This is a genomic window from Pseudoduganella violacea, from assembly GCF_014191875.1.
Lineage (GTDB): Bacteria > Pseudomonadota > Gammaproteobacteria > Burkholderiales > Burkholderiaceae_D > Rugamonas > Rugamonas violacea_A.
On the sequence record NZ_JACHXD010000002.1, the window covers coordinates 201,846 to 224,594 of the forward strand.

The following is a 22,749-nucleotide window of genomic DNA, read 5'->3' on the forward strand; positions in this document are numbered from 1 at the left end:
ATTTCAGGGGGTCGTTCTGCCCTCTTCCGCCCCCCACACCTCCTCCAGCGTTGCCGCATCGAGCAAGCGCTCGCCCCAGTGCAGCAATTGCGCGGCGCTGGCTTGTCGCAGACGGTTTTGCACCGCCGCCGGCAAGGCGCCGAAACGCCGCGTTAACTGCCGGTCCAGCAACTCGGCCTGCCCTCGCTGCAATCCTTGCTGCAGTCCTTCCCGCAATCCTTCCTGAAGTCCCTCTTGAAGTCCCTCTTGAAGCCCAATTTGCCGTCCTATTCTTTCAAATGACGATACGTATGGCATGGCACCTTCTCCTTCCATTTCCCGAATATCGCTGCGCAACTCAAGCTCCAGCTCGGTTGGCAGGCACAAAATCCAGTCGATCACCAGCAGCAGATCCATGATACGCCGCCGGTCCCACTGGCGCCGGAACAACAGGCGAATCAGATAGCGCTTGCCGGCATAGGCCACCAGCGGCTGCCGGCGGCAGCGCTGCGCCATCAAGTGGGCCGCCGTCACCAGGGCAAAGGGATTATCCTCCCCCAGCAAGTCCGGCAGGCGCGGCGCGTAATCGAGCAGCTTGGCCAGCGCGAACTGCAGGCGCATCTCACTGCCGAGCAGGCGATAGGAAAACTGGTGCGGCCGCCAGCTCGGGCTATGGTCGGCCAGCAGCACCAGGCTGGCTACCGGCCGCCGGTAGCGCTCATAGCTGCGGTAATTGCAGGTGAAGACGCGCTCGGCCAGGCTGCAGTCGCGGGCCGCCTGCACTTCGAGATGCAGCAGCACCCATTGCTCACTCCCGGTGCGCAGATGAACACGCACCAGCTTGTCGGCCAGGCGTCGGCCCTGGGCGCTGTCGTGGCAGATTTGCGCCAGCTCCTGGTCGAGAAAGACATGGGGCCGCGTCCAGTCGATGGCGGCATGGGCGGCCGGAAAATAGAAGGCGAGAAAATCCAGCAGATAGCGCGTCAGCGCATCCTTCCAGGGCGTGTCGTAATCATGGCGGGACGGGGCAGGCATGGCCCCAGTCTAGCCCTGCCGCTGTCGCGGCAAGGCCGACTGGCGCAAACCCGGGGCGCTTGCGCGCCCTCAATTGGCGCCGACCAGGGCCGTGACGCGAATGGTCTTGGTCTCCGGAATCTCCGCATGCGACAGTACCTTCAGCTGCGGCAGCGCGCGGCGCAGGAAGCGCGACAGCAAGGCGCGCAGCGGTCCCGGCACCAGCAGCACCGGCGTCAAGCCCAGCGCTTCCTGCTGCTGGGCGGCGGCATTGGCTTGCTGGGCGATGGTGTCGGCCAGGCCCGGTTCGATGCCGGCTTCGCCGCCGGTCGACAAGGCTTGCATCAGCAGGCGCTCCAGGCGGTTATCCAAGGTCATCACCGACAGCTCGCCGCCGTTCGGGAACAGCTGCTGCACGATGGCGCGGCCGAGCGCGATGCGCACCAGGGCGGTCAGCTCGTTCGGATCCTGGCTCTGCGCCGTATGCTCGGCCAGGGTTTCGATGATGGTGCGCATATCGCGGATGTGCACGCCTTCGGCCAGCAGGTTCTGCAACACCTTCTGCAAGCCCGACAGCGAGATCATTTTCGGCACCAGGTCTTCCACCAGCTTGGGCGAATCCTTGCCCAGGTGGTCGAGCAGGGATTGCACCTCGGCCCGGCCCAGCAGCTCGGAAGCGTGGGTGGTGATCAGGTGGTTCAGGTGGGTCGCCACCACGGTGCCGGCGTCGACCACGGTATAGCCCATGCTCTGCGCCTCGTCGCGCTGGGCGGCGTCGATCCAGACGGCGGGCAGGCCGAACGCCGGGTCGGTGGTTTCCATGCCCTGCAGGGTGCCCGAGGCCATGCCCGGATTGATGGCCAGGAACTGGCCGTTGAACGCTTCGCCCGCGCCCACTTCCACGCCTTTCAGCGCGATGCGGTAGGCCGAAGGCTTGAGTTCCAGATTGTCGCGGATGTGCACTGGCGGCGCCAGGAAGCCCACTTCCTGCGCGAACTTCTTGCGGATGCCCTTGATGCGCTTGAGCAGCTCGCCGCCCTGGGCCTTGTCCACCAGCGGGATCAGGCGGTAGCCCACTTCCAGGCCGAGCGTATCGACCGGCAGGATGTCCTGCCAGCTCGCCTCTTCCTGCTCCGGCGCCGCCGTCTGGCCGCCGGCTGCCGCTGCGGCGGCCGCTTCGGCTTCCGGCGCTTCGGCCTGCTCCTTGGCGCGCTTGGCCATCAGATAGGCGGAACCGCCCAGGGCCGCCGCCAGCAGCAGGAAGACCAGGTTCGGCATGCCTGGAATCAGGCCCATGCCGCCGATGATGGCGGCCGTGATGTACAGCACCTGGGGCTTGGCGAACAGCTGGCCGATGACCTGGGTGCCGATATCGCTATCGCTGGCCACGCGCGAGACCACGATACCGGCCGCGATCGAAATGATCAGCGAAGGAATCTGCGCCACCAGGCCGTCGCCGATGGCCAGCAAGGTGTAGTTCTTGAGCGCGTCGCCGAAGGCCATATCGTGCTGGATCAGGCCGACCAGCAGGCCGCCGACGATATTGATCACCGTGACCATGATGCCGGCGATCGCATCGCCGCGCACGTATTTGGAGGCGCCGTCCATGGCGCCATAGAACTCGGCTTCCTGCGACACCTCGTTGCGGCGGCGGCGCGCCTCGGGCTCGCCGATCAGGCCGGCGTTCAGGTCGGCGTCGATCGCCATCTGCTTGCCCGGCATCGCATCCAGGGCGAAGCGCGCGCCCACTTCGGCGATCCGGCCGGCGCCCTTGGTCACGACCACGAAGTTGATGATGGTCAGGATCACGAAGACCACGATACCGACCGTGTAATTGCCGCCGATCAGGAAGTGGCCGAAGGCTTCGATCACCTTGCCGGCCGCGTCGGCGCCGGTATGGCCTTCGGTCAAGACGACGCGGGTCGAGGCCACGTTCAGGGACAGGCGCAGCATGGTCGACACCAGCAGCACCGTCGGGAAGGCCATGAAGTCGAGCGGCTTGACCGTGTACAGGCTGGTCAGCAGCACGATGACCGACAGCGCGATATTGAAGCTGAAGAACAGGTCGAGCACAAAGGCCGGCAGCGGCAGGATCATCATCGCCAGCAGCATGATGATCAGGATCGGCGCGGCCAGGCTCTTGCCGGCCGCGCCGGACAGGTTCATGCCGCTCAGCCAGGCGGGTAGTTTCAGGCTGTTCATGGATTAGCTCCCGTATTGTTTTGTGCTTGCGTTGGCGCCTGTTGCGAGGCTGGATGCAGCGGGTCCATATCGTCCGGCACCTCGAGTTTGCCGGGACGGTCTGGATAATGGCCGCCCGGACGGTAGGCGCGCAGCTGGAAGACATAGGCCAGCACTTCGGCCACGGCGGCATACAGGCGCGGCGAAATCTCGTCGCCGATCTCGGTATGCTTGTGCAGCGCGCGGGCCAGGGCCGGCGCTTCCAGGATCGCCACCTTGTGTTCCTTGGCCAGTTCGCGGATCTTGGCCGCCACCGCGTCGGTGCCCTTGGCCACCACCTTCGGCGCGCTGCCGGCGCCATCGACGTATTTCAGCGCGACGGCAAAATGGGTCGGGTTGGTCACCACCACGTCGGCGGTCGGCACCTCGGCCATCATGCGGCGCTTGGCCATTTCGCGCTGCAGCTGGCGGATCTTGCCCTTGATCTGGGGATTGCCGTCCGATTCCTTGGATTCCTGGATCAGCTCCTGGCGCGTCATCTTCAGCTTGTTGGCGTAATGCCACATCTGGTAAGGCGCATCGATGGCGGCGATAAAGCCGAGCGCGCCGACAATGAACAGGAAACTCATGGCCAGCATATCGAGCAGGTGGGCGCTGCCCAGCTTGAGCGGCTCGTTGACCAGGCCGAACACGGCTTCCTTCTGCTTGAGCACCACGAGCCAGGCGACGGCGGCCACGATCAGGGTTTTCAGGATGGCCTTGACCAGCTCCACCAGCGCATTTTTGGACACCAGATTGCTCAAGCCGTTGATCGGGTTGAGCTTCATGAAATTCGGGGTGATGGCCTTGCCGCTGAACAGCCAGCCGCCCACCAGCAAGGGCGAAGCGAGGGCCACGATCATCACCGCCACCGCCAGCGGCAGGCAGGCGACGATGACCTGCACCACATCGACCAGGATGCGGGTGAGCAAGACATCGGGATTGAAGACTTGCTCGCGCGTCAGCGACAGGCCGGACACCAGCGCCGCGCTCAATTGCCGTACCAGGCCGGAACCGGTCATCCACAAGCCAGCACCGGCCGCCATCAGCACGGTAAAGGTCGCCACTTCGCGCGACCGGGGAACGTCGCCTTCTTCCCGCGCCTGCTCGAGGCGCCTCTGTGACGCCGGTTCGGTCTTTTCGGCTTCGCTGTCTTCAGCCATCTACTGCTCCTGGTAAGGCCGGCGCGGACACCCGGCGGCCTGGCAGGAGACATTATTGCTTCTAGACCATGACGGCCATCGGCGGAACAGGCGGACTTTCCCCGGCTTGTTCCGTTTTATTGCAAATTAGAAAATATCTCAGGACGCCGCGCACACGCGCTGCTCGATGGCGCCGAACAGCGATTTGCCGTCGGCATCGAGCATGTCGATGCGGATGGTGTCGCCGAAGCCCATGAAGGGCATGCTCGGCTTGCCGTCGGCGATCGTTTCCAGGCAGCGCTTCTCGGCGATGCAGGAATAGCCCTTCTTCGCATCCTGGTTCGACACCGTCCCGGAGCCGACGATGGTGCCGGCGCGCGCATGGCGCGTCTTGCACAGGTGGGCGATCAACTGGGCGAAGTTGAATACCATGTCGACGCCGGCATTGGGCTGGCCCACGAGCTTGCCGTTCCAGGCCGAGCGCAGCGGCAGGTGCAGCTTGCTCTCCTGCCAAGCGTCGCCCAGCTCGTCCGGCGTCAGCGCCACGGGCGCGAAGCTGGTGGCGGGCTTGGACTGGAGGAAGCCGAAGCCCTTGGCCAGTTCGTCGGGCATCAGATTGCGCAGCGAAACATCGTTGACCAGGGTCAGCAGGCGGATTTGCTGCTGGGCCTGGTCGGGCGTGGCGCCCATCGGCACATCGCCGGTGATGACGGCCACCTCGGCTTCGAAGTCCAGGCCCCATTCCTCATGGCGCAGCACGATATCGTCGCAGGGGCCGAGGAAATCGTCGCTGCCGCCCTGGTACATCAGCGGATCGTCCCAGAAGGCGGCCGGCATCTCGGCCTTGCGCGCCTTGCGCACCAGTTCCACATGGTTGACATAGGCCGAGCCGTCAACCCACTGGTAGGCGCGCGGCAACGGCGCCATGCAGCGCTGCGGGTCGAAATCGAAGCTGCGGCGCGCCCGGCCCTCGTTGAGCTGGCGCGACAGCTCGTCGAGCTGGGGCGCGAGGAAGGCCCAGTCGTCGAGCGCGCGCTGCAGGGTGGCGGCGATGCCATCGGCCACCACGGCCGTTTTGAGGTCGCGCGCGACGATGGCCAGCTGGCCGTCGCGCGTGCCGTCTTTCAGGGTTGCCAGTTTCATGGGCGAAAGCGGAAAGTTGCGAAGAGCAAAACTGTAGCAGATGCCCGCCCGGTGCGGCGGACCGAGAGGCTCAGACCGGTGCCAGCAGGGCCAGCTGTTCCGGCGTCAGATAGCACCACTCGCCCTCTTGCAGGCCGAGCGACGCCAATTCCAGGCCGCCGATGGCGGAGCGGTGCAGCGCGCTGCAATGGTTGCCGGCCGCCGCCAGCATGCGCTTGACCTGGTGGTATTTGCCCTGCTCCAGCACGATTTCCAGCTGGTGCTCGCCGCGCTGTTCGCAGACCAGGGCCGCCAGCGGCGCCGGCTCGTCGTGCAGTTGCACGCCGGCGCGCAGTTGCGCGATCAGTTCCGGCGTCACCGGATCGTGGGTGGTGGCCTGGTAGACCTTGGGCACGTGGCGCTTGGGCGAGGACTGGGCATGGATGAAGGGGCCGTCGTCCGACATCAGCAGCATGCCCGTGGTGTCGTGGTCGAGGCGGCCGACCGGCTGCACTTCGCGCCAGCTGAATTGCTCGGGCAGCAAGGTCAGCACGCCGGGATGGTGGCTGGGCTTGCGCGAGCATTCATAGTCGGCCGGCTTGTACAGGGCCAGGTACAGGTGTTCGCGGTAGACCCACTCTTCCTCGAAGACTTGCAGCACCAGGCCCTCGGTGTCGAAGCTGGTCTTGTAATTGTCCTGCACGACGCCACCGATCAGGACATCGCCGTCCTCGATCAGGGCGCGGCAGTATTTGCGGGTGCCGAAACCCTGCGATTGCAGGATGCGGTCTAGGGATATTTTACTCATGGGGCGGAATTTTACCGGATTTGCCCTGGCACCCGCCAAGCGATTGATATAAATCAAACTGCTGACCGATCCCATCGATACACTGGAAACAAATGTAGGAATCTACTTAACGTGCCTTAGGATTCCATCGAGCACGATCAGAATTTACGGGAGAGCCAGATCATGCAAATCCACGACAGCGATATCCGTGCCACCGCCGAACAGGCGGCCCAACATGAAACCGAAGCCGCCCTGGCGCGCTGGCGCGGTGGCGCCCCATTCGGCGGCCATACGGTGCAATGGCGCTGGCATGCGCACCTGCAGCAGCATTATCAGGATTGGCTGCAGGCTGGCGGCTTCCATGCCGAAGAAACCGGGCTGAAATGAAAACAGCGGCCAGAGGCCGCCGTTCTCTTGTTCCATCCCGGAACACATTCGAGGAAGTGAGTTCACTCGGTGGGCGCATGCACGATGCGCCGGGAGTAGTTCCATCGCAATGTCAGCTTACGCCAACCTTCAACTTCTTGTATAAGCCCTCCCTTGGAACGAACTACATCACCACTATAGCCCACGACCGGGAATATACAAGGGGTAACAAGAGCAAACTGCCAATCTTGTCTGTTGCTCTCTTAACGCAATTTAGCGCAGGGCGGGACGGGCGGCCTCGGCGGCCGCCTTGATCGCGCCGGAACCCACGGCGGCGCCGAATTTCTTCAGCACGCGCTCCTGCAGTCCCTCGTGCTGGGTGTAGTCGATGATGTCGGGCGCGTCGATCACATCGCGCGCCACGCTGTCCACGCTGCCCAGGCCATCGGCCAGGCCCATGTCGATGGCGCGCGCGCCGGTCCAGAACAGGCCCGAGAACATCTCCGGCGTTTCCTTCAGACGCTTGCCGCGGCCCGTGCGCACCACGTCGATGAACTGCTGGTGGATTTCATTGAGCATGCTCTGGGCGTGCTGCTTTTGCTTGTCCGACTGCGGGCTGAACGGGTCGAGGAAACCTTTGTTGGCGCCGGCCGTCAGCAGGCGGCGCTCGACGCCCAGCTTGTCCATGGTGCCGGTGAAGCCGAAACCGTCCATCAGCACGCCGATCGAGCCGATCAGGCTGGCCTTGTCGACATAGATCTTGTCGGCCGAGGCGGCGATGTAATAGCCGCCCGAAGCGCAGATCTCGTCGACCACCACGTACAGCGGCTTGGCCGGATAGCCCTTGCGCAGGCGGTGCACCTCGTCGACGATCATGCCGGCCTGCACCGCGCTGCCGCCCGGGCTGTTAATGTGCAGCACCACGGCCACCGAGCCGCTGTCGGAAAACGCCTTGTTGAGGGCCGGGATCACCACCGAGGCGGCGCCGCTACCCTCCGCCTCGATATTGCCTTCGATCTCGATCAGGGCCGTATGTCGCCCTAAAGACTCGGCATCTCCGCCCATCAGGTCGATATCGAAATAGCTGACCACAGCCAGGAAGACGATCACCAGCATGAAAACCTTGAAGAAGATGCTCCAGCGGCGGTTGGCGCGCTGTTCCTTCAGGGTGGCGAACACCAGCTTCTCCAGCACCTCCCTCTCCCACTTGATGGGCGGCGCGCCCTCGTCGGTGGGCGCGGCCGGCGGCGCCGGTGGCGGGGTCGGCGGCAAGCCAGCGGCGTTGCCGGGATGTTCAGTGTTCTCGTTCATGCTCTACTTTTCGTGAAAGACGGCGCCTCAGGCGCGCGCCGGACGGACGTAATCGTCCGGTTGCCAGAAAATCTGCTGATCGCGCTCGCTCACCGTGATCGGCCGCAGGCGGCCGCCCTTGCACGGGCCGCCGGCACAGTGGCCGCTTTCCGGCACATACACGGCGCCATGGGTCGAGCACATGATGTACAGGCCGCTCGACTCGAAAAATTCGCCGGGCGCCCAGTCCAGTTCGATGGGCACGTGGGCGCAGCGGTTCAGATAGCCATACGCCTGGCCGCCATAGCGCACCACGAAGCCGGTGCCGTCCTCGCCGCCGGCCGTGACGGGAAAGCGCACGCCCTTGCCGCCCTCGGCCAATTCGTCGGAGGCGCAGATCAGGATCTCAGGGTTCTCGCTCATCAGGCGTTCTCATTCAGCCATTGGTGCAGCTCGGCCACGGAACGCGCGGAGAACAGCGGATTACAGGCTTGCAGCTGGTGGATCGGGTGGGCGCCGTATTCGACGGCGATGCCGGCCGCGCCCGCGTTCTGCGCCATCAGCAAGTCATGGGTGGTGTCGCCGATCATCACGGTGCGCTTGAGGTCCTGGCCCAGTTCGCGCGTCAGTTCTTGCAGCATGGCCGGATGGGGCTTGGAGAATGTTTCATCAGCGCAACGCGTGGCGTCGAAGGCCGACAGCAGACCCACATCGTTGAGCGCGCGGTTCAGGCCGACCCGGCTCTTGCCGGTGGCCACGGCCAGGAAATAGCCTTCCTGCGCCAATTCCTGCAACATTTCGCGCGCGCCCTGGAACAGGGTCAGCTCATGGTCGCGGCTCAGGAAGTGGTAGCGGTAGCGCTCCACCATGCGCGCATGGTATTTCGGGTCGGCGTCGGGCAGCACGGCCTGCATGGCCTCATGCAGGCCGAGGCCGATCACATGGGCGGCGGCAGCCTCGCCCGGCACCGGCAACCCCAAGTCCTTGGCGGCGGCCTGGATGCACTTGACGATGGCCGCCGTGCTATCCATCAACGTGCCATCCCAATCGAAGACGATCAGATCAAATTGCTTTCTTGACATTTTCCCCAGCCGGCGCGCGGCTGGCTCCTCTATATAATATTAGTGCGGCAACGCCGGACCCAGGCTTTGCAGGAAGCGATCGCACTCGGCGGCCAGCGGCGCATTCAGCGTCATGCGTTTCCCCGATTCCGGGTGGGTAAACGTGATCTGATGGGCATGCAGAAACATGCGTTTCAGCGCGCCACGCGTGGCATCGGCTTTTTGCAAAGCTTTGTTCAGGGCGAAATCGCCGTATTTATCGTCACCAGCAATCGGGAAGCCCGACGATGCCAGATGAACGCGAATCTGGTGCGTGCGGCCGGTTTTCAGCTCGGCTTCCAGCAAGGCAAATTTTTCAAACTTGCGCAGCAGGGAGAATACCGTATGTGAAGGCTGGCCGTCGGCCGCCACCGTCACCCGGCGTTCGCCATCGGCCGTCGTATATTTGTGCAATGACAATTTTACATGCTGGCGCTTATTCTTCCAGTCCCCCACCGCCAGCACCAGGTAGCGCTTGTCGGTATGGCCGTCGCGCATCTGCTCATGCAGGCTGGTCAAGGCGGAACGTTTCTTGGCGAGCAAGAGCAAACCCGAGGTTTCGCGGTCGAGGCGGTGCACCAACTCGAGGAATTTGGCGTCCGGACGCGAGGCGCGCAATTGCTCGATGACGCCGAACGAGACGCCCGAGCCGCCGTGCACAGCCACGCCGGCCGGCTTGTCGATGACCAGCAGGTGGCTGTCCTCGAAAATAATGCTGAATTCGGCGGCCGGCACGCTGACTTCATTCTTTTCGGCAACACGAATCGGCGGAATGCGCACCAGATCGCCCTGTACCAGACGGTACAATTGGTCGATGCGGCCCTTGTTGACGCGCACTTCACCCGAGCGCAGGATGCGGTAGATATGGCTTTTCGGCACGCCTTTGCAAACACGCAACAGATAATTATCGATGCGCTGCCCGGCCTCTTCTTCGGTGATTGTGACGAATTGTGCTTGCGGCAGGACCGGTGCGGGGGAAGCCGGCTGGGCCTGGGAGGCCTTGTTTTGCCCTGTCTTCCCAGAAAATCTCTCTAAGTCCTTCATTTTGAATATATAATCGTTTTGCCGCGGTTTAAGCTGCTGCACGTGTAAGAATAAAAGCACATTTTACACAGGGGCGTATCCACTGGCCTCGCTAAATGCAAATTCGGTGGAAAAAAATGTATACGCACACCCATGCGCGAATCAAGGTGGTCACCACTGTGGCCATCGGATAGCGCGCAAGAGTGCTGGGATTAGATTGGCTGGATTGTTAGGATAAGTCCGGCGAGCAAGCCCCCTAGTCGTTGCTCGCTGGTTGATGAAGCTGATAACGCTTGCCGTTTCGCCGGGATCCTGGAGAGGCCCGGCCCGACGCTTTGCGCACGCCCGCATACTCCCGCCCCCGACCCTGTCGGGCCGCATGGATGAGTTGCCCGCGGTGCGTGCACTCGGCATGACGATCAGCCTCATGCGCCCTTTGCGGCGGCAGCGCTTGGCGTTGCTGCGCCGCATGACGAGGCATTTCCCCGCAGCCTCCTTAACTCCCGCGTATATCCGTGTACGTTTGCCGCTCTTATGGAGCGGCCTGGAGACGGCCTTCGGGTCGCGGAGTTTATAAAAATGAAACGCATGTTGTTTAATGCTACGCAGCAAGAGGAGCTGCGCGTAGCAATTGTCGACGGTCAGAAACTGATCGATATCGACATCGAAACTGCTGGACGCGAGCAGCGCAAGTCAAATATCTACAAAGGCGTCATCACCCGTATCGAACCCTCCCTGGAAGCCTGTTTCGTCAGCTATGGCGAAGACCGTCATGGTTTCCTGCCGTTCAAGGAAGTGGCGCGCAGCTATTTCCGCGAAGGCGTGGACGTGCGCAATGCCTCCGTCAAGGAAGCGCTGCGCGAGGGCCAGGAAATCGTGGTGCAGGTGGAAAAGGAAGAGCGCGGCAATAAAGGCGCGGCCCTGACCTCCTTCATCTCGCTGGCCGGGCGCTACCTGGTCTTGATGCCGAACAACCCGCGCGGCGGCGGCGTGTCGCGCCGCGTCGAAGGCGAGGAACGCCAGGAACTGCGCGAAACCATGGACAAGCTGGACCTGCCGCAAGGCATGTCCGTGATCGCCCGCACCGCCGGCATCGGCCGCACCGTGGAAGAGCTGCAGTGGGACTTGAACTACCTGATGCAGCTGTGGCGCGCGATTGAAGGCGCGTCCAAGGCCGGCTCCGGCGCCTTCCTGATCTACCAGGAATCGTCTCTGGTGATCCGCGCCATTCGCGACTACTTCCAGCCTGATATCGGCGAGATCCTGATCGATACCGACGAGATCTACGACCAGGCGCACCAGTTCATGAGCCATGTGATGCCCGATATGGTGCATCGCGTGAAGCGCTACAGCGACGACGTGCCGCTGTTCTCGCGCTTCCAGATCGAACACCAGATCGAAACGGCCTACTCGCGCACCGTGCCCCTGCCTTCGGGCGGCGCCATCGTGATCGACCACACCGAAGCGCTGGTGTCGGTGGACGTCAACTCGGCGCGCGCCACGCGCGGCTCCGACATCGAAACCACCGCCTTCAACACCAACTTGGAAGCGGCCGAAGAAGTGGCGCGCCAGTTGCGCCTGCGCGACCTGGGCGGCCTGATCGTGATCGACTTCATCGACATGGAAGTGGCCAAGAACCAACGCGAAGTCGAGCAGCGCCTGAAAGACGCCCTGCACCATGACCGCGCCCGCGTTCAGATGGGCAAGATTTCGCGCTTCGGCCTGATGGAACTGTCGCGCCAGCGCCTGCGCCCTTCGCTGTCCGAAGGCTCGCACGTGACCTGCCCGCGCTGCTCGGGCACCGGCCATATCCGCGATACCGAATCGTCCGCCCTGCAGGTGCTGCGCATCATCCAGGAAGAGGCGATGAAGGAAAACTCGGCCGCCATCCACGTGCAGGTGCCGGTCGACGTGGCCGCCTTCCTGCTCAACGAGAAGCGCGGCGAAGTGCTGAAGATCGAGAACCGCCACCGCATCACCGTGATCCTGATCCCGAACAAGCATCTGGACACCCCGCACTACAAGCTCGAACGCATCAAGCACGACGATCCGCGCCTGGAAGACAGCGCCGCCAGCTACACCATGGCGGAGCAGGCCGAAACCGATATGGCTTTCAGCAAGCGCCAGAAGGAAGAAGCCAAGCCGCGCCAGGAAGCCGTGGTCAAGACCATCACCCCGGCCCAGCCGGCGCCGATGGTGGACCGCAAGCCGGCCGCCGAAGCCGTCAAACCGGCCGCGCCAGCCGCCGCCGCACCGGCCGAGCAAGGTTTCTTCGCCAAGCTGATTTCCTTCTTCACCGGCAAGAAAGAAGAAGCGGCAGCGCCGGCCGCTCCGGCCATCGTCAGCAAACCATCGAGCAGCGAGCGCGGCGACCGCAACGCCCGCGGTCCACGCGGCCGCAACCGTAACGCCAAGGGCCGTGAGCGCGACGAGCGCGAAGGCGGCGCCCGCGCCGCCGGCACGGACGAAGCGCCGAAAGCGGCCGAAGGCCGTCCAGCCCGCCCACCGCGTCCACCACGCGAGCCACGCGAAGCGCGTGAAGGCCAGCCGGCCGAAGCGCCACGCGCCGAACGCGCGGAGCGCGGCGAACGTGCCGAGCGTCCGGAACGCGCCGAACGCCCTGAACGTGCCGAGCGCCCACCACGTCCACCGCGCGAGCCGCGCGGCGAGAAAGCTGCCGCCACGGAAGTGAAAGCGGAAGAACTGGCATTGGCCGCCGCCGGCGTTGGCCCGGCCGGTGCCACGCCTGCCGTGGAAGTGCCAGACCTGGTCAAAGTACCGGCCAATGCCGGTCCGGAAGGCGAGGACGCGGACGGCGCCGAAGGTGGCGATGAACCGCGCCGTCGCCGTCGTCGTGGTGGCCGCAACCGCAACCGCCGCGAGCGCGACGGTGAAGGCCAGGATGGTGCATTCGCCGCCGATGGCGAAGCCGGTGACAGCGGTGAAGCCGCGATCCAGGCCGTGGCGCCCGCCATCGCCGCCGTCGAGGCAGCCGAAGCTGTGGCCCCAACCGTGGCCGCGACCGCCGCGCCAGTCGTGAGCACCGCCGTGGAAACGGCCGTGCCCGCCGCACCTGTCGCTGCTGAAACCGCTGCCGCGCCAGTGCAGACTGAAGCTGCCGTTGCCGTTGCGCCAGTCAGCGCCGCCGTGGAAGCTGTCGCCGCGCCAGCCGAAGCTGTTGTCGAGGCCACCGTTGCCCCGGCCGCGGCCGAAGCGCCGGCCCCGGTAGCGGCGGAAGCAGTGCCAGCAAGCGCTCCCGCGGTTGCCGTGGCCGCGCCGATCGCCGCACCGGTAGTCACTGCGCCGGCCGTCGCAGCCGAAGCTGTCGCTGCGCCAGCCGCAGAGGAAGCCGTTGCCGCGCCAGCGCCTGCAGAAGCCCCGGCTTCGGAAGCCAGTGCTCCAGCCGTCGCCGCAGTGGAAACCGTAGCCGCGCCAGTCAGCGCACCGGCAGTTGCCGTGGCCGCACCTGCACCTGTGCCAGTGGCTCCGGCCGCCGCGCCAGTGGCAAGCGCAGCAGCGCCAGCCGCTGCCCAGCCTGCTGCTCCGGCAGCCGACCTGAACGCCCTGCTGGGTTCGGTTGGCCTGACCATGGCAGCGACCGACCCGGCCAAGCTGCGCGCCGCCCAGGAAGCCGCCGCCCAGGTGGTGGCCCCCGTGCGCGTGCCGCGCGAGCGCAAGCCGCAGCCGCCGGTATCGGACGAGCCGCTGGTGCAGGTTGACACCCGCCGCTGATCGGCATGGGCTTGGCCCTTGCTAATCTGAACAAAGGGAAGCCGCTGGCTTCCCTTTTTTTCCGCCCCACCCCTGCCCACCAAGGCTAAGCCATGTCCCCAGCTCCCGTCAGCCTGCGCAGCGCTTTTCTTTACTGGCTAAAGCTCGGCTTCATCAGTTTTGGCGGCCCGGCCGGCCAGATCGCCATGATGCACAGCGAACTGGTGGAAAAACGGCGCTGGATCTCGGAACAACGTTTCCTGCATGCGCTCAATTACTGCATGCTATTGCCCGGCCCGGAAGCCACCCAGCTCGCCGTCTATATCGGCTGGCTGATGCACAAAACACGCGGCGGCATCATCGCCGGCACCCTCTTCATCCTGCCATCTTTGCTCATCATGATGGCTTTGTCCTGGATTTACCTCGCTTACGGCAGCCTGCCGCTGATCGCCAGCATCCTCTACGGCATCAAGCCGGCCGTGGTCGCCATCGTGCTGGCCGCCGCTTGGCGCGTGGGCCGCCGCACCCTGCGCAATGGCGCGCTGGCGGGCATCGCCCTCCTTGCTTTTGTCGCGATCACCCTGCTTCAACTGCCTTTCCCCGCCATCGTCGCGGCGGCCGCCCTGGCCGGCTGGCTCGGCGGCCGCTGGCGCCCCACCTGGTTCCAACTGGCCTCCGCCCGGGCCGCCGGCCCGCAGCACTACGGCCCCGCCCTGATCGACGACGCCACGCCAACGCCGCCCCATGCCCGCTTCAGCGCCCGCCGCTTGCTGCGCACCGGCTTGGCCGGCCTGCTGCTGGCCGGCGCCGTCTGGCTGCTGCTCGCCGCCCTCTTCGGCTGGCGCGCGCCACTGGCCCAGATGGGCTGGTTCTTCGGCAAAGCCGCCCTCCTGACCTTCGGCGGCGCCTACGCGGTGCTGCCCTATGTCTACCAGGGCGGCGTGGAAACCTTCCACTGGCTGACCCCGGCGCAGATGATGGATGGCCTGGCCCTGGGCGAAACCACGCCCGGCCCGCTGATCATGATCGTGGCCTTCGTCGGCTTCGTCGGCGGCTGGACCCATGCCGTCTGCGGCCCCTGGCTGGCGGCGGGCGGGCTGGCCGGGGCGGCGGTGGCGGCCTGGTTCACCTTCCTGCCCTCCTTCATCTTCATCCTGGCCGGCGGACCGCTGGTGGAAGCCACGCGCGGCAATATCCGCATGACGGCGCCGCTGACCGCCATTTCGGCCGCCGTGGTGGGCGTCATCCTCAGCCTGGCCGTATTTTTCGGACAACATGTTTTCCGCCCCGACGGGCGGTGGGACGGGCCGGCCATCGCCATCAGCGCCCTCGCCTGCCTGGCCCTCGTCCGTTTTAAGATGGACACCATAGTCCTTTTAGCCACCTGTGCAATCGCTGGCGTCGTGCTATCGTATCCGGGTTGAACGCTTTTCCCCTTGCAACACCCATGACCGAGAAAATCATCCTTGTGTCGGACGGCCGTAGTACGGTCCCGGCCATTCCCGCCAGCCTGGCGCCAGCGACAGGAAGCGTGCTGGACAGTCTTGCCCGCCCCCTGCACGATCTGCGCATCTCGGTGACCGACCGCTGCAACTTCCGCTGCGTGTACTGCATGCCCAAGGAAGTATTCGACAAGAACTACGAGTACCTGCCGCATGGCTCCCTCTTGAGCTTCGAGGAAATCGCGCGTGTGGCCCGCCTCTTCATCGCGCACGGCGTGGAAAAGATCCGCCTGACCGGCGGCGAGCCGCTGCTGCGGCGCCATCTCGAACGCCTGGTCGAGATGCTGGCCAAGCTGCCCACGGCCAGCGGCAAGCCGCTCGACCTGACCCTGACCACCAATGGTTCCCTGCTGGCGCGCAAGGCGCAGTCGCTCAAGGATGCCGGCCTCACCCGCGTCAGCGTCTCGCTCGACGCCCTGGACGACGCCACCTTCAAGCGCATGAACGATGTCGACTTCGCCGTCGCCGATGTGCTCAAAGGCATCGACGCCGCCCAGCAAGCCGGACTGGGGCCGATCAAGGTCAATATGGTGGTCAAGGGCGGCCTGAACGAGCAGGAAATCCTGCCCATGGCGCGCCATTTCAAAGACACGCCCACCATCCTGCGCTTCATCGAATTCATGGACGTGGGCGCCTCGAACGGCTGGAATATGCGCGATGTGATCCCCTCCGACGAGCTGCGCCGCCGCATCCACGCCGAAATGCCGCTGCTGCCGGCCGATCCGAACTACAACGGCGAAACGGCACAGCGCTGGCGCTATGCCGATGGCGGCGGCGAAATCGGCTTCATCTCCAGCGTCACCCACGCCTTCTGCCACGACTGCTCGCGCGCGCGCCTATCCACCGAAGGCCAGCTCTACACCTGCCTGTTCGCCAGCCGCGGCCACGACCTGCGCGCCCTGCTGCGCGGCGGCCGCAGCGATGCCGAAATCAGCGCCGCCATCGGCGCGCTGTGGCGCGTCCGCGCCGACCGCTACTCCGAGCTGCGCACCATCAACACCGACGGCCTGTCGCGCTCCGGCAGCGAACGGCGCGTCGAAATGTCCTATATTGGGGGTTAGTTTGACCGATAAGAACCAGATCAGCGCCCTGATCCTCGCCGGTGGCCGCGCCACGCGCATGGGCCGCGTCGACAAAGGGCTGCAGCCGTTCCGCGGCGCCACCCTCGTCGCCCATGTGCTGGAAAAGCTCAAGCCGCAAGCGACCCACATCGCCATCAACGCCAACCGCAACGCCGACGCCTATGCCGCCTATGGCCTGCCCGTGCTGGCCGATTCGCTGGACGGCTTTGCCGGCCCGCTCGCAGGCCTGCAAGTCGGCCTGCAACAGTGCGCCACCGCGCTGCTGCTCACGGTGCCGTGCGACTCGCCCTTCCTGCCGGACGACCTGGCGGCGCGCCTGCACACTGCCCTGCTGGCCGAGGACGCCGATCTGGCCGTGGCCGTCACCCTGGAGCCGGACGAGCACGGCGTGCCGCAGCGCCAGCGCCATCCCGTGTTCAGTCTGGTCAAGCGCAGCGCCCTGCCCCAGTTGCAAGCTTATCTCGACAGCGGCATGCGGCGCATGGGCGGCTGGCATGGCGCGCTGCGCGTGGCCGAAGTACTGTTCAGCGATGCCGCCGCCTTCCGCAATATCAACACGCTGGAGCAGCTGCAACAAGAGGAGCGCGGCCACGCGCCCAGCCTGCAGCAAGTGATCGGCTGCCTGTCGGATTACGATCCCGGCGCGCTGCCCGTGCGCCATGCCCAGCACATCATCCAACGTTTCATCCAACCGGTGCGCGCCGTCGAAAAAGTCGCGCTGCGCAGCGCCCTCGACCGCGTGCTGGCAGCTGACCTGATCTCGCCCATAGATGTGCCGGCCCACGACAATTCCGCCATGGACGGCTACGCCTTCGACGGCGCCCAATTGCAAGGCCGGGAACAGCTCACGCTGCGCACCATCGGCATCGCCTACGCCGGCCAGCCATCGGGGCTGCGTCCCGGTCCCGGCGAATGCGTGCGCATCATGACCGGCGGCGTCATGCCCGAAGGCTGCGACACCGTGCTGCCGCAGGAACTGGCCAGCGCCAGCGACGCCGCCAGCGTCACCTTCGCCGGCAACAGCGTGCGCAGCGGCGACAACCGGCGCCGCCAGGGCGAAGACTTGCAAGCCGGCCAGCCCGCCCTGCGCACCGGCAAGCTGATCCGCCCGGCCGACCTCGGCCTGATCGCCTCGCTCGGCATCGCCGAAGTCCCGGTGCGGCGCCGCCTGCGCGTCGCCTTCTTCTCCACCGGCGACGAGCTGCGCTCCATCGGCGAGCCGCTCGAGCAAGGCTGCATCTACGACAGCAACCGCTACACCTTGTACGGCATGCTGCGCCGCCTCGGCTGCGACATCATCGACATGGGCGTCACGCGCGACGACCCGGCCGCGCTCGAAGCGGCCCTGCGCGAAGCCTGCGAAAGCGCCGACGCCATCATCACCTCCGGCGGCGTCTCGGTGGGCGACGCCGACTACACGCGCGCAGTGATGGACAAGCTGGGCGAAGTCAGTTTCTGGAAAATCGGCATGCGCCCGGGCCGGCCGATGGCCTTTGGCCAGATCCGCTCCAACGGCCACTCCGCCTTCCTGTTCGGTCTGCCCGGCAACCCGGTCGCCGTCATGGTCACCTTCTACTTCTTCGCCCGCAACGCCCTGCAGCGCATGATGGGCGTCGACGGCGGCAACGACATGCCGCTGCTGCGCGCCCGCGCGGCCGACGCCATCCGCAAAAAAGCCGGCCGCACCGAATACCAGCGCGGCATCGTCAGCCTGGGCGCCGACGGCCAGGCCGAAGTGCGTCTGACGGGCGCGCAAGGCAGCGGCATCCTGCGCTCCATGACCGAAGCCAACTGCATCATCATCCTCCCCGACGAGCAAGGCAACGTCGCCCCCGGCGAGTCCGTCGCCATCCTCCCCTTCGAAGGTCTGATCTAAATCAACAAATGTCCCACCCGGTGTCAGGCACCAGAGTAGGACATTGTTTGCGCTGGATCAAAGAATGTCCGACCTTGGTGCCTGACACCAGGGTGGGACATTGTTTGATGCAGATCAAAGGTGGAACAGGTGGGCGGGCATGGGCTGCAGCTTGGCGCTGATGGCGGGACGGAAGTCCATGTGGGCGAGGATGTCGCGCTCGAGGTCGATGCCGGGGGCGATTTCGATCAGTTCGGGGCCGTGCGCGCCCAGACGGAAGACGCAGCGCTCGGTGACGTACAGGGCTTGCTGGCCGCGCGCGAGGGCGTGGGCGGCGCTGTAGCTGCGGTGTTCGACCACGTCGACGAATTTGCGGGCGCTGCCTTCGCTCACAATGCTGAGACGCCCCGTATCCACAGCAACGCAGGCCGCCGGTGGTGAAGGTGCCGGCGAAGATCACCTTGCGCGCGTTCTGGCTGATGTTGATGAAGCCGCCCGCGCCGGCCAGCTTGCGGCCGAATTTGCTGACGTTCAGATTGCCTTCGCGATCGGCTTGCGCCAGTCCCAGTACGGCAACATCGAGGCCGCCGCCATCGTAAAAGTCGAATTGGTAGGGCTGGTCGATGACGGCGTCGGGATTGGCGGCGGCGCCGAAACTCAGGCCGCCCACCGGCAGGCCGCCGATCACGCCCGCTTCGGTAGTCAGGGTCAGTTGTTCGAGCAGACCGGCTTCGGCGGCGACGTCGGCCACGCCTTCGGGCATGCCGATGCCGAGGTTGACCACATCGCCGGCCTGCAATTCCATCAGCGCGCGGCGCGCGATGATCTTGCGTTCGTTGAGGTGCAACGGCGCGCGCTCGCCCAGTTCGATCCGTTCCAGGCCGGCATAGGCGGCGCTGAAGGCTTCGGCAAAGGTTTGCATATGGTGGGATGGGTCTTCCGCCAGCACCACGCAGTCGACCAGGATGCCGGGCACCTTGACCTGGCGCGGATTGAGCGTGCCGCGCGGCGCCAGCGCTTCGACCTGGGCGATCACCAGGCCGCCGCTATTGTGCGCGGCCATGGCGATGGCCAGCACCTCCAGCGTCAGCGCCTCGCGTTCCATGGTGATATTGCCGGCGCTGTCGGCCGTGCTGCCGCGGATGATGGCCACCTGCACCGGCAGCGTCTTGTAGAACAGGCTTTCGCGCCCGCCCAGCATGCTCAGCTCGACCAGATCCTCGCTGGCGCGCGCATTGATCTTGCCGCCGCCATGGCGCGGGTCGACGAAGGTGCCGAGGCCGACGTGGGTCAGCATGCCGGGCTTGCCGGCCGCCGTGTCGCGGAACAGCTGGCTGATCACGCCCTGCGGCAGATTGTAGGCTTCGATCAGATTGTCGATGGCGAGCTGCTGCAGCTTGGGCACCAGTCCCCAGTGGCCGCCGATCACGCGCCGCAGCAAGCCTTCATGGGCCAGGTGGTTCAGGCCACGCTCGCCGCCATCGCCCTGGCCCGCCGCGTACAGCAGGGTCAGGCCGCGCGGCCCGCCTTCGCGCAGGAAGCGCTGCTCCAGCGCCACGGCGATATTCTCGGCAAAGCCGATGCCGACAAAGCCGCCGGTGGCGACCGTATCGCCATCGCGGATGCGCGCCACGGCGTCGGCGGCGCTGACGATCTTGCTGCGCGGGCTGCTGGACATCTCCCCTCCTCCTGCCCCGCCGCGCCGCCGGCCCCTTGCCGACGCCCCGTTCAGAGGCTGTCGAGTTCTTCCGAATCCTGTTCCTGGCTTGCCCCCAGCAGGAGCTGGGCCGCTTCAGCAGGTAAAGCTTCCACCGACTTCAGCTTGCGCGCCATCTGCCGGCTGCGCACTTCGGCCGATTCGATATTGCGGGCGGCGCGTTCCAGCGTGCTCCTGGTGGCGGCCAGCACGTCGCCGAACTTGGCGAACTCCGTCTTCACCGCGCCCAGCACCTGCCACACCTCCGACGAGCGCTTCTCCAGCGCCAGCGTGCGGAAGCCCATCTGCAGGCTGTTCAGCAGCGCGGTCAAGGTCGAGGGACCGGCAATGCTGATGCGGTGCTGCCTTTGCAGCTCGTCCGCCAGACCGGGACGGCGCATGACTTCCGCATACAGGCCTTCGGTCGGCAGGAAGAGGATGGCGAAATCGGTGGTGGCCGGCGGTGCCAGGTATTTCTCGGCGATGGTGCGCGCCTCGTTGCGCACCGCCCGCTCCAGTTCGCGCCCGGCCACGGCCACGCCGTCGGCGTCGGCCCGTTCTGCCGCTTCCAACAGCCTTTCGTACTGCTCTTTCGGGAATTTGGCGTCGATCGGCATCCACACCGGCGCTCCGCCTTCCTGCTGGCCCGGCAGTTTGAGCGCGAACTCCACGCGCGCATTGCTGCCGATGACCGTTTCCACATTCTTGGCATACTGCTCCGGCGTCAGCACCTGTTCCAGCAGCATTTCCAGCTGTACCTCGCCCCAGGTGCCGCGCGTCTTCACATTGGTCAGCACGCGTTTCAAATCGCCCACGCCGAGCGCCAATTGCTGCATCTCGCCCAGGCCCTGGTGCACGCGCTCCAGCCGCTCCGACACCTGGCGGAACGATTCGCTCAGACGCGTTTCCAACGTCGCATGCAGCTTCTCGTCCACCGTCTTGCGCATTTCTTCCAGCCGCGCGCCGTTATCGGTTTGCAGCTCGCGCATCTTGTTCTCCAGCGTCAGCCGCACTTCCAGCAGACGGCGCGCATTCGATTCCGTCAGCGCCTCGATCTGGCGCCGCATGCCATCGAGCTGCTGCACCGTGGCGGCATGGGCCTGGGTCAGCGTGCTGCCCATCTCCTGGCGCTGGGCCTGGGCCGTGGCCTGCAATTGCAGGCGCACTTCGCGCTCGACGCGGTCCAGGCGCTCGGCCAGGTCGGCGTCCACGCCGCCGCTGCGCCCGCGCAGCAGCAGCACGATCTGCAGGCCGATAATCAGGGCGCAGGCGGCCAGCAGGAGCCAGAGCAGGGTCGCCTCCATCAGCCGGCCTTGTTCCGCATCCAGTCGGCGGTCTGGAAGAAGGAATTCATCAGCCGCACGCGCAAATCGTCCGCGATGCCGACGTCTTCCATGGCCCAGGCCATGCAGCGCAGCCACTGGTCACGCTCATCGCTGGCGATGGCGAACGGCAGGTGGCGCGCGCGCAGGCGCGGATGGCCGAAGCGTTCCACGAACATATCGGGACCGCCCATCCAGCCACTGAGAAACCAGAACAGCTTGTCGCGCGAACCTTCGGTGGAAGGCGGGTGCATGGTGCGGATGCCGGCAAATTCCGGTTCCAGCTCCATCAAATCGTAAAAACGGTCGACCATCTCGCGCAGCTTGCTTTCGCCGCCGATCACGTCGTACAAAGTAGGGGATGCGGTTTCATTCTGATTCATAGTGCAATGATAGCGCAGGCAGTGAAAGCATATTGATCTGGATCAATCATCGATTGGATTTTAATCAAATCCGCCGCATTCCCCGGCATCATGCAGATTCAACCATTTTTCGAGGCGTATGCCGGGTAAGCCATGAAACTGTCCGTCTACTCTCACCCGTCGACCATCGTGCTGGTCGACGACAGCCCGACCTTCCTGCGCAGCTTGGGCTACCACCTTGGGTCGCAGCCCTGCCGCAGCTTCAGCGACACCACCGAAGCCCTGGTCTGGCTGCATGCCAGCCCGCGCCGTACCGGCCTGCCGCTGCGCGTCAGCTTCGACATGCATGGCCAGCAAGCGGACCAGCGCAATATCGCGATCGACGTGGAGCGCATCCACCGCATCGCCAGCCAGCAGCAGCGCTTCGCCATTCCGTCCGTGCTGGTGGTCGATTATTCCATGCCGCAGATGAGCGGCATCGATTTCTTCAAGGCCGTGCAGCATCTGCCCTGCAAGAAGATCCTGTTTACCGGCACCGGCGACGAGAAGATCGCCGTCGACGCCTTCAACCGCGGCCTGATCGACCGCTACATCCGCAAGAATGACCGCAGCGCGCTGGACCTGCTGGAACGCGAAATCCACGTCCTGCAGCAAGCCTTCTTCCTGGACCGCTCGGAAACCCTGCGCGATATGCTGGCCTTGCACGACTACGGCTTCCTGCGCTGCCCGCAGCTGGCGGCCGTGGTGCGCGAACTGTACGAGATGCGCGGCTTTGTCGAACACTATGTCTTCCCCAAGCCGGCCGGCATCATGTTCTGCGAGCGCAACGGCAAGGCCACGCTGATGATTATCGAAACGGCCGACAGCCTGCAAGCCCAGTACGAAATGGCGCGCGACAGCGGCGCCCCGGTCTCGCTGCTACAAGCCCTGCAGGACAAGCGCATCGTGCCCTTTTTCAGCCAGATCCCGGGCAACGACGGCATGTACTCGGCCGAGGTGGGCGAGCGCTGGCACCGTTACTGCAACGCGCCGCAGATTTGCCGCGGCGCCGAAACCTATTACTGGGCGTTGTTCGACGTGCCGCCCCACCTGCTGGACAGTCCCGTCTTCGCTTTCGAGCGGCATGGCAAGGATGCCGCGCCGCAGCCCAGCATGGCGTGAAGCGTTCCGCCGCCG

Annotated in this window: 17 protein-coding genes and 1 pseudogene; 6 read left to right on the top strand and 12 right to left on the bottom strand. The window is 65.3% G+C overall.

The window, feature by feature from the left end:
• Positions 1-3 precede the first annotated feature (3 nt).
• The 5 genes from FHS03_RS03995 to FHS03_RS04015 form a co-directional block, all read right to left on the bottom strand.
• The gene (locus FHS03_RS03995) at positions 4-1,014 is read right to left on the bottom strand and encodes a DUF4351 domain-containing protein (protein ID WP_183439727.1); all 1,011 of its coding nucleotides are present in this window, start codon (positions 1,012-1,014) and stop codon (positions 4-6) included.
• A 69-nt stretch (positions 1,015-1,083) separates the two neighbouring features.
• Positions 1,084-3,195: a flagellar biosynthesis protein FlhA gene (gene flhA / locus FHS03_RS04000; RefSeq protein ID WP_183439728.1), complete on the bottom strand. Its 2,112-nt coding sequence runs from the start codon at positions 3,193-3,195 to the stop codon at positions 1,084-1,086.
• The gene (gene flhB, locus FHS03_RS04005; protein WP_183439729.1) at positions 3,192-4,376 is read right to left on the bottom strand and encodes a flagellar biosynthesis protein FlhB; all 1,185 of its coding nucleotides are present in this window, start codon (positions 4,374-4,376) and stop codon (positions 3,192-3,194) included. Before flhB ends, flhA begins: the two co-directional genes overlap by 4 nt.
• Positions 4,377-4,514: 138 nt before the next feature.
• Positions 4,515-5,498: a fumarylacetoacetate hydrolase family protein gene (locus FHS03_RS04010; protein ID WP_183439730.1), complete on the bottom strand. Its 984-nt coding sequence runs from the start codon at positions 5,496-5,498 to the stop codon at positions 4,515-4,517.
• Between the two features lie 70 nt (positions 5,499-5,568).
• Positions 5,569-6,285: a pseudouridine synthase gene (locus FHS03_RS04015; RefSeq protein ID WP_183439731.1), complete on the bottom strand. Its 717-nt coding sequence runs from the start codon at positions 6,283-6,285 to the stop codon at positions 5,569-5,571.
• Positions 6,286-6,447: 162 nt separating this feature from the next.
• Between FHS03_RS04015 and FHS03_RS04020 the strand changes: the two genes are divergently transcribed.
• Entirely contained in the window at positions 6,448-6,651 is a 204-nt protein-coding gene (locus tag FHS03_RS04020; protein ID WP_183439732.1) for a hypothetical protein, read from the top strand.
• A 252-nt stretch (positions 6,652-6,903) separates the two neighbouring features.
• Here FHS03_RS04020 and FHS03_RS04025 read toward each other — a convergent pair whose 3' ends face one another.
• Genes FHS03_RS04025 through FHS03_RS04040 form a run of 4 tightly spaced genes read right to left on the bottom strand, consistent with a single transcriptional unit; the run spans position 6,904 to position 10,064 of the window.
• Complete coding sequence (locus FHS03_RS04025; RefSeq protein WP_183439733.1) at positions 6,904-7,941, bottom strand: S49 family peptidase; 1,038 nt, start codon at positions 7,939-7,941, stop codon at positions 6,904-6,906.
• A gap of 27 nt (positions 7,942-7,968) precedes the next feature.
• Positions 7,969-8,343 (bottom strand): Rieske (2Fe-2S) protein, encoded by a 375-nt coding sequence (locus FHS03_RS04030; protein WP_183439734.1) that lies wholly within the window; start codon positions 8,341-8,343, stop codon positions 7,969-7,971.
• On the bottom strand, positions 8,343-9,002 hold the full coding sequence (locus tag FHS03_RS04035) for an HAD-IIIA family hydrolase (RefSeq protein ID WP_183439735.1): 660 nt from the start codon (positions 9,000-9,002) through the stop codon (positions 8,343-8,345). Before FHS03_RS04035 ends, FHS03_RS04030 begins: the two co-directional genes overlap by 1 nt.
• Before the next feature lie 39 nt (positions 9,003-9,041).
• The gene (locus tag FHS03_RS04040) at positions 9,042-10,064 is read right to left on the bottom strand and encodes an RluA family pseudouridine synthase (RefSeq protein WP_183439736.1); all 1,023 of its coding nucleotides are present in this window, start codon (positions 10,062-10,064) and stop codon (positions 9,042-9,044) included.
• A gap of 558 nt (positions 10,065-10,622) precedes the next feature.
• On the opposite strand from FHS03_RS04040, the gene FHS03_RS04045 reads away from it, so the two are divergent.
• The 4 genes from FHS03_RS04045 to moeA all read left to right on the top strand — a co-directional run bounded on the left by FHS03_RS04045 (position 10,623) and on the right by moeA (position 18,214).
• Positions 10,623-13,775 carry an Rne/Rng family ribonuclease gene (locus FHS03_RS04045; RefSeq protein ID WP_183439737.1) on the top strand — a complete coding sequence of 1,051 codons (3,153 nt, stop codon included), beginning with the start codon at positions 10,623-10,625 and terminating at the stop codon, positions 13,773-13,775.
• 92 nt (positions 13,776-13,867) lie between these two features.
• On the top strand, positions 13,868-15,178 hold the full coding sequence (gene chrA / locus FHS03_RS04050) for a chromate efflux transporter (protein WP_183439738.1): 1,311 nt from the start codon (positions 13,868-13,870) through the stop codon (positions 15,176-15,178).
• Between the two features lie 23 nt (positions 15,179-15,201).
• On the top strand, positions 15,202-16,317 hold the full coding sequence (moaA, locus tag FHS03_RS04055) for a GTP 3',8-cyclase MoaA (protein ID WP_183439739.1): 1,116 nt from the start codon (positions 15,202-15,204) through the stop codon (positions 16,315-16,317).
• Position 16,318: 1 nt separating this feature from the next.
• Positions 16,319-18,214: a molybdopterin molybdotransferase MoeA gene (gene moeA, locus FHS03_RS04060; RefSeq protein ID WP_183439740.1), complete on the top strand. Its 1,896-nt coding sequence runs from the start codon at positions 16,319-16,321 to the stop codon at positions 18,212-18,214.
• Between the two features lie 123 nt (positions 18,215-18,337).
• On the opposite strand, the pseudogene FHS03_RS04065 reads toward moeA, so the two are convergent.
• The 3 genes and pseudogenes from FHS03_RS04065 to FHS03_RS04075 form a co-directional block, all read right to left on the bottom strand.
• Positions 18,338-19,871: pseudogene (locus tag FHS03_RS04065) on the bottom strand (acyl CoA:acetate/3-ketoacid CoA transferase); the annotation flags it as partial.
• Between the two features lie 50 nt (positions 19,872-19,921).
• Positions 19,922-21,193, bottom strand: coding sequence for a DNA recombination protein RmuC (locus tag FHS03_RS04070; RefSeq protein ID WP_183439741.1), 1,272 nt, complete (start codon positions 21,191-21,193; stop codon positions 19,922-19,924).
• On the bottom strand, positions 21,193-21,594 hold the full coding sequence (locus FHS03_RS04075; RefSeq protein WP_183439742.1) for a group II truncated hemoglobin: 402 nt from the start codon (positions 21,592-21,594) through the stop codon (positions 21,193-21,195). Before FHS03_RS04075 ends, FHS03_RS04070 begins: the two co-directional genes overlap by 1 nt.
• Before the next feature lie 132 nt (positions 21,595-21,726).
• On the opposite strand from FHS03_RS04075, the gene FHS03_RS04080 reads away from it, so the two are divergent.
• Positions 21,727-22,734, top strand: coding sequence for a response regulator (locus tag FHS03_RS04080; RefSeq protein WP_183439743.1), 1,008 nt, complete (start codon positions 21,727-21,729; stop codon positions 22,732-22,734).
• The last annotated feature ends 15 nt before the right edge of the window (positions 22,735-22,749 follow it).

Excerpts from the sequence above, each read along its gene's own strand:
- FHS03_RS03995 (WP_183439727.1), bottom strand. The coding sequence starts at position 1,014 with ATGCCTGCCCCGTCCCGCCATGATTACGACACGCCCTGGAAGGATGCG.
- flhA (WP_183439728.1), bottom strand. The coding sequence starts at position 3,195 with ATGAACAGCCTGAAACTACCCGCCTGGCTGAGCGGCATGAACCTGTCC.
- flhB (WP_183439729.1), bottom strand. The coding sequence starts at position 4,376 with ATGGCTGAAGACAGCGAAGCCGAAAAGACCGAACCGGCGTCACAGAGG.
- FHS03_RS04010 (WP_183439730.1), bottom strand. The coding sequence starts at position 5,498 with ATGAAACTGGCAACCCTGAAAGACGGCACGCGCGACGGCCAGCTGGCC.
- FHS03_RS04015 (WP_183439731.1), bottom strand. The coding sequence starts at position 6,285 with ATGAGTAAAATATCCCTAGACCGCATCCTGCAATCGCAGGGTTTCGGC.
- FHS03_RS04020 (WP_183439732.1), top strand. The coding sequence starts at position 6,448 with ATGCAAATCCACGACAGCGATATCCGTGCCACCGCCGAACAGGCGGCC.
- FHS03_RS04025 (WP_183439733.1), bottom strand. The coding sequence starts at position 7,941 with ATGAACGAGAACACTGAACATCCCGGCAACGCCGCTGGCTTGCCGCCG.
- FHS03_RS04030 (WP_183439734.1), bottom strand. The coding sequence starts at position 8,343 with ATGAGCGAGAACCCTGAGATCCTGATCTGCGCCTCCGACGAATTGGCC.
- FHS03_RS04035 (WP_183439735.1), bottom strand. The coding sequence starts at position 9,002 with ATGTCAAGAAAGCAATTTGATCTGATCGTCTTCGATTGGGATGGCACG.
- FHS03_RS04040 (WP_183439736.1), bottom strand. The coding sequence starts at position 10,064 with ATGAAGGACTTAGAGAGATTTTCTGGGAAGACAGGGCAAAACAAGGCC.
- FHS03_RS04045 (WP_183439737.1), top strand. The coding sequence starts at position 10,623 with ATGAAACGCATGTTGTTTAATGCTACGCAGCAAGAGGAGCTGCGCGTA.
- chrA (WP_183439738.1), top strand. The coding sequence starts at position 13,868 with ATGTCCCCAGCTCCCGTCAGCCTGCGCAGCGCTTTTCTTTACTGGCTA.
- moaA (WP_183439739.1), top strand. The coding sequence starts at position 15,202 with ATGACCGAGAAAATCATCCTTGTGTCGGACGGCCGTAGTACGGTCCCG.
- FHS03_RS04070 (WP_183439741.1), bottom strand. The coding sequence starts at position 21,193 with ATGGAGGCGACCCTGCTCTGGCTCCTGCTGGCCGCCTGCGCCCTGATT.
- FHS03_RS04075 (WP_183439742.1), bottom strand. The coding sequence starts at position 21,594 with ATGAATCAGAATGAAACCGCATCCCCTACTTTGTACGACGTGATCGGC.
- FHS03_RS04080 (WP_183439743.1), top strand. The coding sequence starts at position 21,727 with ATGAAACTGTCCGTCTACTCTCACCCGTCGACCATCGTGCTGGTCGAC.